12 protein-coding genes are annotated in these 12,528 nt (G+C 63.1%); 6 read left to right on the top strand and 6 right to left on the bottom strand.

The features are described from left to right. Positions 1–139: 139 nt before the first annotated feature. The gene (locus B0E55_RS03595; protein WP_007733475.1) at positions 140–1,123 is read left to right on the top strand and encodes a sugar-binding transcriptional regulator; all 984 of its coding nucleotides are present in this window, start codon (positions 140–142) and stop codon (positions 1,121–1,123) included. Here the strand turns inward: B0E55_RS03595 and B0E55_RS03590 are convergent. After that, positions 1,058–1,861: a TetR/AcrR family transcriptional regulator gene (locus B0E55_RS03590; RefSeq protein WP_019744910.1), complete on the bottom strand. Its 804-nt coding sequence runs from the start codon at positions 1,859–1,861 to the stop codon at positions 1,058–1,060. The two genes, B0E55_RS03595 and B0E55_RS03590, sit on opposite strands and share 66 nt — an antisense overlap. Positions 1,862–1,954: 93 nt before the next feature. Here B0E55_RS03590 and B0E55_RS03585 point away from each other — a divergent pair, with 93 nt between their 5' ends. Then, positions 1,955–2,908, top strand: a complete 954-nt coding sequence (locus B0E55_RS03585) for an ATP-binding cassette domain-containing protein (RefSeq protein WP_080909110.1) — start codon at positions 1,955–1,957, stop codon at positions 2,906–2,908. Further along, positions 2,905–3,666 carry an ABC transporter permease gene (locus B0E55_RS03580; protein WP_019744912.1) on the top strand — a complete coding sequence of 254 codons (762 nt, stop codon included), beginning with the start codon at positions 2,905–2,907 and terminating at the stop codon, positions 3,664–3,666. The genes B0E55_RS03585 and B0E55_RS03580 overlap by 4 nt, the downstream gene beginning before the upstream one ends. Positions 3,667–3,758: 92 nt before the next feature. Here B0E55_RS03580 and B0E55_RS03575 read toward each other — a convergent pair whose 3' ends face one another. The 5 genes from B0E55_RS03575 to pdxH all read right to left on the bottom strand — a co-directional run bounded on the left by B0E55_RS03575 (position 3,759) and on the right by pdxH (position 8,810). Beyond that, positions 3,759–4,121, bottom strand: coding sequence for an FKBP-type peptidyl-prolyl cis-trans isomerase (locus B0E55_RS03575; protein ID WP_019744913.1), 363 nt, complete (start codon positions 4,119–4,121; stop codon positions 3,759–3,761). A 67-nt stretch (positions 4,122–4,188) separates the two neighbouring features. Continuing rightward, entirely contained in the window at positions 4,189–5,487 is a 1,299-nt protein-coding gene (locus tag B0E55_RS03570) for a citrate synthase (protein WP_003940509.1), read from the bottom strand. A gap of 358 nt (positions 5,488–5,845) precedes the next feature. Continuing rightward, complete coding sequence (locus B0E55_RS03565) at positions 5,846–6,793, bottom strand: aldose 1-epimerase family protein (RefSeq protein WP_080909109.1); 948 nt, start codon at positions 6,791–6,793, stop codon at positions 5,846–5,848. A 41-nt stretch (positions 6,794–6,834) separates the two neighbouring features. Further along, positions 6,835–8,100 (bottom strand): MFS transporter, encoded by a 1,266-nt coding sequence (locus B0E55_RS03560; protein ID WP_019744915.1) that lies wholly within the window; start codon positions 8,098–8,100, stop codon positions 6,835–6,837. After that, entirely contained in the window at positions 8,097–8,810 is a 714-nt protein-coding gene (gene pdxH, locus B0E55_RS03555) for a pyridoxamine 5'-phosphate oxidase (RefSeq protein ID WP_007733483.1), read from the bottom strand. Before pdxH ends, B0E55_RS03560 begins: the two co-directional genes overlap by 4 nt. Before the next feature lie 245 nt (positions 8,811–9,055). Here pdxH and B0E55_RS03550 point away from each other — a divergent pair, with 245 nt between their 5' ends. From B0E55_RS03550 to sepH, 3 genes are all read left to right on the top strand, one after another. Continuing rightward, positions 9,056–10,183, top strand: a complete 1,128-nt coding sequence (locus tag B0E55_RS03550; RefSeq protein ID WP_003940025.1) for a citrate synthase 2 — start codon at positions 9,056–9,058, stop codon at positions 10,181–10,183. 63 nt (positions 10,184–10,246) lie between these two features. After that, positions 10,247–11,368: a phosphoserine transaminase gene (gene serC / locus B0E55_RS03545; protein WP_007733484.1), complete on the top strand. Its 1,122-nt coding sequence runs from the start codon at positions 10,247–10,249 to the stop codon at positions 11,366–11,368. 199 nt (positions 11,369–11,567) lie between these two features. Then, positions 11,568–12,491, top strand: coding sequence for a septation protein SepH (gene sepH, locus B0E55_RS03540; RefSeq protein ID WP_080909108.1), 924 nt, complete (start codon positions 11,568–11,570; stop codon positions 12,489–12,491). Positions 12,492–12,528: the final 37 nt, after the last annotated feature.

Here is a 12,528-nt window from a genome sequence, read left to right as displayed (position 1 = left end):
CAAATGCGTCATTTGCGCACCGTAACGCGGGTAACAGACACACTTCTGGGACTTTGCGTGATCGAGCGGCTCAACCTGGTCCGACTCGGATAAGATTCGGTTCAGTGCTCTTGCACGTACGTGCAGACAGGACGAACCCATGGAAACTCCCACTTCCGACTCCGCTACCTCCGATCCGGCGGACCCTCGCATCGCCGACGCCGTTCAGGCCGCACGCCTCTATTACTTCCAGGACCAGACCATGGCTGCCATCGGCCGCGACATGGGGGTGTCCCGATCCACCGTCTCCCGATTGATCACCTACGCGCGCACCTCAGGCCTCGTCGAGATCAAGATCAGCACCCCGCACGGCCAGGCTCCTCGCATCGAACGCGAGTTCTCGGAACGATACGGAGTGCGTGCCCACGTGGTGACGGTGCCGGAACTGGTGGGCGATCTCGAGCGACTCGAGAAGGTCGCAACCTTTGCCGGACGCCTGCTCGCGTCGTTCTTCGACAGCGACATGGTGATGGGGATCGCCTGGGGAACCACTCTCAGTGAAGTCAGCAAGCACCTTGCCCCCAAACGCACGTACAACTCGTACGTCGTGCAACTCAACGGCGCAGCGAACACTCGCACCACCGGAATCTCGTACGCCAGCGACATCATCAGAACCATCGCCGACGCCTACGGCGCTCTCCCCCAAGGATTTCCGGTCCCCGCATTCTTCGACTACCCGGAGACCCGGGAGCAGTTGTGGCGCGAACGAAGTATCAAACGCGTACTGGACATGCAAAAGCGAATGGACCTGGCAGTCTTCAGCATCGGCGTACCGGGCGGTAACGTCCCGAGTCACGTCTACACCGCCGGATACCTCGAACCCGATGAAGCAGAAGCACTTCGACGCGACGGAGTAGTCGGCGACATCGCAACCGTATTCTTCCGATCAGACGGAAGCTACCGCGGAATCGAACTCAACGAGCGCGCGAGCGGCCCACGACTGGACCTTTTCGAGAAGGTCGCCAGGCGCGTGTGCATCGTCGCCGGAACAGCAAAACTGCCCGCGCTGGAGGGCGCACTACGGGGCGGGCTGATCACCGACCTGATCATCGACGACGTCAGTGCCACCGCGCTGGTGTCCTGACCGCTGCACCAGCTTCTCGATTCCGTCGAGCAGTAAGCCAAGCGAGAAACTGAAATCGAAGGCATCGTCGCCGGCGGCCTCACCCTCCGGGCTGCCGTCCTCGAAGCCACCCTCCTCGATTGCGGCACTCAGGTGGGGGAATTCCTCCCGATTGATGACACGAGCAATGAGAGCACCGTATGCGACGTCGTCATCTTCCGACTGCGCTGAACGAGTAGCCAGGTCAGCCGAGAATCGGGCGCGGCCGATGACGAACAACGACACGTTGGTCACCACCTGGAACTTCGACGCGGCACTCAGGGCGACACCGTCGAGGGCGCTCAGACCCGCGTCGAGCCACGCCATGTTGTTGGGCCCGGTCGGCGGAGCCGTGATGGGCAGCTTGAGCCACCACGGTCGACTCAGCATCGTGGCATACTCCTGATTCGCCCACGCCTCGAGCTTGACGCGCCAGGTCACGCCGTCGGGAATCACCGGCGGTGGCCCGATCACCCGATCCGAAATCAGTTCGATCAGTTCGTCTTTGCTTGCCACGTAGCGGTAGAGCGACATGGTCGTGAACCCGAGCGCTTTGGCCACGCGGCCCATCGACAGAGCCGTGACACCTTCCGCGTCGGCCAACTCGATCGCGGTGTCGAGAATTTGCTCGAGACTGAGCCCCTTCTTGGGACCCCGCGTTCCCGGCTGGTCCAATCCCCAGGCCAGTTCAACTGCTCTCGGTAGCGCTCCGCGATCCATAAGCTCCCACTCTTCACTCTTGCCATCATCCTAGAACTGTGTACGCTATAAACACGAGTTTATGACATACACAGTTCTTACTTGGAGGTCTCGATGTCAGGAACGATCCCAGCAATCTCGGTCCGCGGACTCCGTAAGCGCTACGGCGATCAACAAGTACTGGGTGGACTCGACCTGTCGGTCCCGGCCGGATCGGTGTACGCACTCCTCGGCGCGAACGGCGCCGGAAAGACCACGGCCGTAAGAATTCTCACCACCCTCATCCCCTTCGACGGAGGCGAGGTCACGGTCGCGGGGCATTCACTGCCCGGAGATCCACAGAACGTTCGGCGGCGCATCAGCGTGACGGGGCAGTACGCGGCCGTCGACACCTTGCTGACCGGATTCGAGAACCTGACCCTACTGGGCGAACTGAATCACCTGGGCCGGAAGAACTCCCGTCGCCGTGCCGAGGAATTGCTCGACCAGTTCGATTTGACGGACTTCGGCGACAAACGCGCCGGCGACTACTCGGGCGGCATGCTCAGACGACTCGACATCGCAATGAGCCTCGTCGCCCGACCGGACGTCGTCTTTCTCGACGAACCCACCACCGGCCTGGACCCGCGGAGTCGCCACGAAATGTGGTCGATCGTTCGAGGACTTACAGCGTCAGGCGTCACCATCTTCCTCACCACCCAATACCTCGACGAGGCAGACGAATTGGCCGATACAGTCGGCGTGCTGAGCGGCGGTCGCCTCGTCGCCGAGGGAACACCGGACGAACTCAAACGCCTTGTTCCCGGCGGCCATGTCGCTCTGCAATTCGAGAACCTGGCTCAACTCGAACTCGCCGCGGCATCACTGCCGCAGGCGCATTCGAATACCGAGACCTTGACCCTGCACATCCCTTCCGACGGGGCGGTTCCGTCGATCAAAGCCATCCTCGACTCGATCGACGATCCGTCGATCACCGTCGAGAAGTTCTCCGTTCACACTCCGGATCTGGACGACGTGTTCTTCGCGCTCACCGGATCAGGCCAACCCGAGATTGCGAGCGTTCGATGACCTCCACCATTGCAATCGATTCCGCGGTGATGCTCCGCCGGAATCTCAAACACGTTCTGCGCAGTCCGGATTCGATGATCACCGCGATAGCCCTTCCGGTCATGCTCATGCTGCTGTTCGTCTACGTCTTCGGCGGCGCCATCAACACCGGTAGCGAGTACATCGACTACGTCGTGCCAGGAATCATCCTTCTGTGCGCCGGATTCGGCGCCTCGACCACCGCGGTCAGCGTCTCGAGCGACATGAAGGACGGGATCATCGACCGTTTCCGGACCTTGGCGATCTCTCCGTCGTCGGTCCTGACCGGTCATGTACTGGCCAGCGTCGTCCGCAACGTCCTGACTACGGCGATCGTGGTCGTCGTTGCGCTGATCATGGGATTTCGCCCGACCAGCGATCCGTTGCGCTGGCTCGGCGTCGCCGCTGTGATCGTCGCCTTCGTCTTTGCCATGTCGTACCTCTCGACAGCTTTGGGGCTCTTGGCCAAGAACCCGGAGGCTGCAAGCGGATTCACCTTCGCCATCATGTTCCTGCCCTACGTCAGCACTGCTTTCGTACCGGCTGAGACCATGCCGTCATGGCTGCAGGGATTTGCCCGGCACCAACCGGTAACCCCGATCATCGAGACGGTGCGCGGACTCCTGATGGGCACGCCGATCGGGAACAGCGCGGCCATCGCCCTCGCGTGGTGTCTGGGCATCGCCGCCGCGGGATTCGTGTGGTCGAACTGGCTCTACCGACGAAAGACCGCGAGCTGACCACACAAGAAAGCCCCACACCTGACGGTGCGGGGCTGCTTGTGCTGTGCGCCTTTATTAACCGCGGGGGGTTAATAAAGGCGCACAGTGAATTACTTGGCTTCCAGCAGATCGATCACGAAGACCAAGGTCTTGCCGGAAAGCTGGTGCCCTGCACCGGCGGGGCCGTATGCCAGCTCCGGCGGAATGGTGAGCTGGCGACGTCCGCCGACCTTCATGCCCGGGATGCCGTCCTGCCAACCCTTGATCAGGCCACGAAGCGGGAACTGAATGGACTCGCCACGGCTCCAGGAAGAGTCGAACTCTTCACCGGACTCGAACTCGACTCCGACGTAGTGAACGTCGACGGTGCCACCGGGAACGGCTTCGGCGCCTTCTCCGACAACCAGATCCTTGATGACCAGATCGGTCGGCGCGGGGCCTTCCTGGAACTCGATTACGGGCTTGCTACTCATGGGTCCTCCTCGTTGAGGCGAATATAGGGGCAGAAAGCTAGCGGGTTGTAATATCGCTAGGTCCGCGTCAGCGGGACGTAATGTCTCTGTAGTCACGCTCGGTGTAGCCGGTGTAGATCTGGCGCGGGCGGCCGATCTTCGTAGCCGGATCCTCGTGCATTTCACGCCAGTGCGCAATCCAGCCGGGCAGACGGCCCATGGCGAACAGCACCGTGAACATGCGCGGCGGGAAGCCCATCGCGCGGTAGATGAGGCCGGTGTAGAAGTCGACGTTCGGGTAGAGCTTGCGCTCGATGAAGTAGTCGTCCGTGAGGGCGGCCTCTTCGAGTTGCATTGCGATGTTGAGCAGTTCGTCGTCGCCGCCGAGCTTGGCGAGGATGGTGTGCGCGGTTTCGCGGACCAGCGCAGCGCGCGGATCGTAGTTGCGGTAGACGCGGTGCCCGAAGCCCATGAGCTTCACGCCGTCTTCCTTGTTCTTGACCTTGCGGACGAACTCGGCTGCGGTGCTGCCGCTGGCCTTGATCTCGTCGAGCATCTCGAGCACTGCCTGGTTCGCGCCACCGTGCAGCGGGCCCCACAGTGCGTTGATGCCGGCAGAGACGGAGGTGAACAGGTTGGCGTCCGACGAGCCGACCATGCGCACGGTCGACGTGGAGCAGTTCTGCTCGTGGTCCGCGTGCAGGATCAGCAGCATGTCGAGTGCCTTGGCGACCTCGGGATCACCCTGGTACGGCTCGGCCGGGAAGCCGAACGTCATACGCATGAAGTTCTCGACCAGGTTCAACGAGTTGTCCGGGTACAGGAACGGCTGTCCGACGGACTTCTTGTACGCGTACGCAGCGATGGTCGGCAGCTTCGCAAGAAGACGGATGGTGGACAGTTCCACCTGCTCCGGATCCTCGGGATCGAGCGAATCCTGGTAGTACGCCGACAGTGCGTTCACTGCGGACGAGAGAACCGGCATCGGGTGAGCGTTGCGCGGGAATCCGTCGAAGAACCGCTTGAGGTCCTCGTGGAGCAGGGTGTGTCGACGAATGCGGTCCGTGAAGGACTCGAGCTGGGCGTCGGTCGGCAGTTCGCCGTAGATCAGCAGGTAGCTGACCTCGATGAACGTCGACTTACCTGCCAACTGCTCGATGGGATATCCGCGGTAACGCAGGATTCCCTTCTCACCGTCGATGTAGGTGATTGCAGAACTGGTGGATGCAGTGTTCACAAAACCGGGGTCAAGGGTGGTGTACCCCGTTGTGGCCAGCAGCTTTCCCAGCTCGATGCCGTCATTGCCCTCTGTTGCCCTGGCAATGGACATCGTGTACTCACCACCGGGGTAAGTAAGCGTGGGCTTTGTGTCATTGTCAGCGGGCACGAAGGATCCCTCTCAAGCTCGAACCAACGAGTAACTACATGCGATCAACTAGAAACTAGTCGCACGGGAGAGATCGTGCCGAAGGAGGGTCGCTCCACGGCTATTTTTCGGGTACTCACGAACCCGACATACCCACCGAAACTGAAACACGTTCCAGGCTGGGTTTTCCCACTCGCGTGACCGGTACTCCAGTCTACGGAATCGCGCATTTACCCACACTGATCTGCAAATCTCGGCAGCAATCCGAGAATGGGACCAATGTCGGACCGTCCGGAGCACTGACACGAGGTACCGAAAACCGATTGTTATCGGCCGATGCCTACTCGGCGTTACACGATCCCACGGTATGAGAGCCGGATCACAGAGCCTTGATGCCCCAGCTACCCGTCCACGTCTGCCCCGGGTGAAGCACCAGGAGGTCGATGCCCGAATTGAAGGCGTCAGGCGGGCAGGTCATCGGTTCCAAAGCCAATGCGCGGCCGCGATCGGGATACCCCTTGTCGTTGGCGGGATCTGCGATGAAGGCCTGAATCCACGGGAACTCGCGGTTGGTCCACAGGGCAGTGCCCGTTCCATCCGGAGCCAGCAGCTCATGTTGCGTCCGACCACTGCCGTCGACGACGTCCAATGCGCTGTACGGCGTGTCCAACTGAACCCCGTCGAGCAGTCTCGGTGCCCGGAAGTCGTAATCCGTACCGGCGACTGCCTGCGAATACGCGTTCGGCAGCATCCTCGCCGGATCGATCGGCAACCGCGTGCCTGCGGCCAGATGCAGCGCACATTCGTCGAGCGGAAAGTCGCCGGCGCGAATGAAAGTGTGCATTCCGAGCCCGAACGGAGACGAGGTCGCACCCTTGTTCGTGGCCGTATGCGTGACGGTCAACCCGTCGGCACCGACCTCATAGGCGATCGTCAGCTGCAACGGATACGGCCAACCCTTGTGCAGTCCGACGTCCACCGACAGTTCGACGCGCTCGTAGGTGTGGTCCACGAGGCTCCAATTGCGACGACGGACGAACCCGTGGCTCGCGTTCCCCAGCGCAGGTTCGGTGATCTCGAGTTGATGCTCGATGCCGTCGAACATGAAGTGCCCGTCGCGAATTCGGTTGGGCCACGGCGCGAGAACCAATCCGGCCGACAGCGGTGGCTTCGATCCGAGCGCCCAGGTCTCGGTCAGCGCGCGCTGACCGTTCGGACCTTCGTGGTCGAGAAGCCGCAACCCGGCACCGGCCGCGGCGATCTCGGCTCGATAGCCGCCACCACGGATCTCGAACCCTCCCCTACCCGTGCTGTGCGGCGCAGTCATACGTACCAGTTTCCACCACGAGCGACCGGTTAACCAGGACGTCAGACGGCGCGTCCCACCTTGTAGCGAACGAACGCCGGAAATGCGAGGGCAGAAAGGACAACACCGACAATCACCAGGAAGCCGCCGCCCGCTGCCGCGACACCGGTCCCGAACAGGAAGGCCGCACCGCCGTGCAGGACGTCACCGATGCGCGGACCACCTGCCACGACCACGATGAACACGCCCTGCAGTCGTCCGCGCATGTCATCGGTTGCCACTTGCTGAAGCATCGTGCTGCGGAATGCGGCCGAGACCATGTCGACGGCGCCGCCGAATGCCAGGAATGCAACCGCCACCCAGAGCAGAATCACACTGGAACCGGGACTCGCGAAGTACACCGCTACGCCGAAGCCGACCATGGACAGCCCCCACAGCGCGATGCAGACCAGCACGGCCCGCCCCTGGTACTGAACCCGTGGCAACCAACCCGAGAACACTCCGCCCAGAACGGCTCCCACCGACATCGCTGCGAACAGCAGTCCGAGCGCAAAACCGCCGCTGGCGGGGTCACCGAAGGATTCGTGTGCGATTTCCGGGAACAGCGCTCGCGACATCCCGAACACCATCGCGATGATGTCCACCACGAACGACGCGAGCAGAACCTTCTGCGTCGCGAGATACGTGAAACCGCCGAGGACCTCGCTCAGCCCGGCCCGCCGAGACGTGCCGGTCGGCGGAATCGCCGGGAGCTTCCATACTGCCCACAACGTGGCGATCAGAAAGATCGAGTCGAGCAGGTACAGCAGTTGCAGACCGGCCGACGGTATGAGGACACCCGCCAGTAGCGGGCCGGCTATTGCACCGAACTGCACGACAGTCATGTTCAGCGAGTTCGCGGCAGGTAACTGCCTGCCCGGAATCAACCGAGGGATGATCGCCGCTCGCGTCGGTTGGTTCACCGCGAAGAACGCCTGTTGAACCGAGAACAATCCGAGCACCAACCACACGTTGTTCACGTTCAGAGCAGCCTGGATCCAGAACAGCACCGACGTGACACCGAGTCCGATCGAGGTGATCATCAACAGCCGTCGTCGATCCATGACGTCGGCCAGTGCGCCGCCCCACAGACCGAAAACGACCAGCGGGACCAGACCGAAGATTCCCGTCAGACCGACGTAGGCCGAGCTTCGGGTGATCTCGTACACCTGTTGCGGTACGGCGACCACACTGAGCTGAGCGCCGATGACGGTGACGATGCCGGCCGTCCACAGCCGTCGATAGTCGCGATTCTCGAGCGGAGTCGTGTCCGCGAGTAACCGACTCACGGCTGGAGACGGACGGCGGACCACTGTCCGTCGACCAGGCTCGTGCGAACTCGATTGTGCATGCGGTTGGCGCGTCCTTGCCAGAACTCGACGGACTCGGGCCGAATCAGAATCCCGCCCCAGTTCGGTGGCACCGGAATTTCACCGTCCACGCCGAATCGGGCGGCGACCTCACGCAGTTGCTCGTCGAGATCGGCACGCGAGTCGATCGGACGAGACTGCGACGACGCCCACGCGCCGAGCTGCGATCCACGAGGCCTGGTTCGCCAATACTCCTGCGTCAGTTGAGCACTCACGCGCTCGGTGGTGCCGCGGACGATCACCTGCCTGGCAAGGGTCAGCCACGTGAAGTTGGCCGACGCGTACGGGTGCGCGTCGAGGTGACGAGCCTTGTCGGATCCGTAGTTGGTGAAGAAGAGGACACCGTCTTCGCTGAGCCCTTTGCAGAGCACGGTGCGCGACGCCGGACGGCCACCGTCGTCCACCGTCGACAGAGTCATGGCGTTGGGCTCCGGCGCGTCAGCTTCGACGGCGTCCACGAGCCATTGACGCATGAGGGGCAGCCAACCGGTCTCGACGACCGAGGTATCCAATTCCGCACTCATGCGGTCCTCGACGGACTCCGATTCGCTGCCTGCTTGCGGATAGCCCACGCGCATGGCCGCGAGTTCGTTGTCCACCGCCTGCGGGTCCTGACGTTCATTCGACACAGCCGAGAACGCTACTCCCGGGTACTCACTGGCCAACGGCTACGCGGCACGCGCTAAAGTTTGCCGTGGCTAGACCCGACCCGGACCGCGAGCCGCACCAGCGACAGCAACCGAATCGGGACGAGACGATTGCGCAGTACAAAACACGGTGCGTGCTCATCCCTGCGAGCACCGAGGCGCAGTCACTGAAGCTGAGGCAGTGCGACTGTAGACCTGGCGCACTCGAACGAGGAGAGTCCACGAGAATGGCAGCGAGCGCAGCAATACCGGACGATTTTGTGAGCGGACTCGAAGGCGTCGTCGCCTTCACCAGCGATATCGCAGAACCCGACAAGGACGGCGGCGCACTGCGCTACCGCGGTGTCGACATCGAAGACCTGGTCGGCCAGAGGGTCACCTTCGGCAACGTATGGGCCCTTCTCGTCGACGGCCGCTTCGGCCCCGGCCTCCCGCCGGCCGAGCCCTTCCCCCTCCCCATTCACACCGGCGACGTCCGTGTCGACGTCCAGGCCGGACTGGCGATGCTGGCTCCCATCTGGGGATACCAGCCGCTCCTCGACATCGATGACGAGACCGCCCGCGACCAGCTCGCCCGCGCATCCGTCATGGCCCTGTCGTACGTCGCGCAGTCCGCTCGCGGCATCTACCAGCCTGCAGTCCCCCAGAGCCGCATCGACGAGGCCAAGACGGTCACCGAGCGCTTCATGGTTCGCTGGAAGGGTGAGCCCGATCCGGCACACGTCGAGGCAATCGACGCGTACTGGGTCTCGGCAGCCGAGCACGGCATGAACGCCTCCACCTTCACGGCCCGCGTCATCGCCTCCACCGGCGCCGACGTCGCTGCCTCGCTTTCCGGCGCCATCGGCGCGATGTCCGGCCCGCTGCACGGCGGCGCACCGGCCCGCGTTCTTCCGATGATCGAAGAGACCGAGAAGACCGGCGACGCCCGCGCACTGGTCAAGGGAATCCTCGACCGCAAGGAAAAGCTCATGGGCTTCGGACACCGCGTCTACCGCGCCGAAGATCCCCGTGCTCGCGTGCTCCGCGCTACCGCCAAGCGCCTCAACGCTCCCCGCTACGAAGCTGCCGCAGCTCTCGAGCAGGCTGCACTGGCAGAACTGCGTGAGCGTCGTCCCGATCGCGCGATCGAGACCAACGTCGAGTTCTGGGCCGCCGTCATCCTCGACTTCGCCGAGGTTCCCGCGCACATGATGCCTGCCATGTTCACCTGTGGCCGCACCGCCGGCTGGTGTGCACACATCCTCGAGCAGAAGCGTCTCGGTAAACTGGTACGCCCGGCCGCCATCTACACCGGCCCGGCGCCCCGTACTCCGGAGTCGGTCGAGGGCTGGGACCAGATCAGCCACGCGTAGTACCCCGCTCGAATTCGCCAATCACGGTAGTACAGAACACAAGTGAAGGAACAGAAAGAAGCGATGACCTCCACACCGATCATCCCCGCCGACCTCAAGCCCGCCGACGGACGCTTCGGCTGCGGTCCTTCCAAGGTTCGCCCCGAGCAGCTGCAGTCCCTGGTCGAGGTGGGCGCTTCGGTGTTCGGCACCAGCCATCGCCAGAAGCCGGTCAAGAACGTTGTGGCCAGCATTCGTTCCGGCCTCGCCGATCTGTTCTCACTGCCCGAGGGCTACGAGGTCGTCCTCGGCAACGGCGGAACCACTGCGTTCTGGGATGCGGCCGCATTCGGCCTCATCCGCGAGAAGTCGCTGCACCTGACCAACGGCGAATTCAGCTCCAAGTTCGCTTCGGTCGCCAAGGCCAACCCGTTCATCGGTGACCCGATCGTCGTTTCCGCCGATCCGGGCAGCGCACCGGTGCCGGTCTCCGACCCGTCCGTCGATCTCATCGGCTGGGCGCACAACGAGACCTCCACCGGTGTGTCGATCCCCGTCTCGCGTCCCGCGGGTTCGGAGAACGCTCTGATCGCCATCGACGCCACCTCGGGCGCCGGTGGACTTCCGGTCAACGTCGCCGATTCGGACGTCTACTACTTCGCTCCGCAGAAGTGCTTCGCTGCAGACGGTGGACTGTGGATCGCGCTCATGAGCCCGGCCGCCCTCGAGCGCGTCGCGGAGATCAAGGATTCGGGACGCTGGACTCCTGACTTCCTCTCGCTGCCCATCGCCGTGGACAACAGCTCCAAGGATCAGACGTACAACACCCCGGCCCTGGCCACCCTGTTGCTCTTCGCCAACCAGATCGAGTGGATGAACAGCAACGGCGGCCTCGACTGGACCACCGCTCGCACCGCGGATTCGTCCTCGCGCCTGTACAACTGGGCTGAGGCCAGCGAGTTCGCAACGCCGTTCGTCGCTGATCCGGCACACCGCTCGCAGGTTGTCGGCACCATCGACTTCAACGACGACGTCGACGCTGCCGAGGTGGCAAAGATCCTGCGCGCCAACGGAATCGTCGATACCGAGCCGTACCGCAAGCTCGGCCGCAACCAGCTGCGCGTCGGCATGTTCCCGGCCATCGACCCCGATGACGTCACCGCTCTCACCAAGAGCATCGACTGGGTCGTTTCTCAGCTCGGCTGATTTTCATACTGATTCACCGCTCGGCCCCCGACATGATGTCGGGGGCCGAGCGTCGTTTGCGCCAAGCCTTGTGAGCTACCACACCGGTGGTCGGATCCGAGGTCATCTCGCCCTGCGTGTCCTGCCGAGTCCATGGTCACGAATGAATTACAGTTGAGCGCGGCGCAAAGTCGCGAGCCGGCGCGATAAGGAGGTCAATGTGCGAGAGCTTCGAGTGATCGGACTTGAACCCGATGGATCGCATGTGGTGTGCGCAGATGCTGAAACCGGCCAGAAATTCCGGCTTCCCGCCGATGACAAACTTCGTGCAGCTTCCCGCGGAGACGTGGCTCGACTCGGCCAGATTGAGATCGAAATGGAAAGCCAACTCCGTCCCCGCGAAATTCAGGCGCGCATTCGTTCCGGTGCTTCCGTAGAGCAGGTCGCCGAAGAAGCGAAGATCCCCATCAGCAAGGTCGAGCGCTTTGCGTACCCCGTTCTGCTCGAGCGTTCCCGCGCCGCGGAAATGGCGCAGGGCGGACACCCGGTGCGTGACAACGGCCCGACAGTTCCCACCCTCTCCGAAATCGTGACCCACGCATTCCGCGCCCGCGGCCACAGCATCGACGAGGCCACCTGGGATGCCTGGCGCGACGAGGACAATCAGTGGGTCGCGCAGTTGCAGTGGCAGGCCGGCCGCACCACCAACGCCGCACACTGGCGCTACCAGCCCGACGCGCACGGCGGAACGATCGTCGCACTCGACGACGCGGCATTCGACTTGATCGATCCCGACTTCGGTCGCCCGCTCCGCGGCCTGGTACCGGTGGTTTCGAACGAGCCGCAGCAGCTTGAACTGTCCCGATTCGACGTCGAACCGGTGGCGGAGATCGAGCCGGAGCCCGCAGCAGTTTCCGAGCGGACAGCAGTTTCCGAGCGGACGGTGGTGGCTGAACGAATCGTGGCGCCCGAGCCGATTGCTGTCGAGCCGGAAACCGTCGTCGACGAAGAGGTTCCCGAGCCTGCACCGGACGTGACCCCGAAAACCGCTCCGCAGCAGACGCAGACCAAGGACAAGCGCGGACGGCCTGCTCTTCCCTCGTGGGACGACGTACTCCTCGGGGTCCGCAGCAGCGGTCGCTGACCCGAAGTATTCTTCTTTCGAGCGAGGCGAGGAGAGA

Source organism: Rhodococcus sp. 66b (genome assembly GCF_002076325.1).
Lineage (GTDB): Bacteria > Actinomycetota > Actinomycetes > Mycobacteriales > Mycobacteriaceae > Rhodococcus_F > Rhodococcus_F erythropolis.
This window is presented reverse-complemented; position numbering and strand designations above follow the sequence as displayed.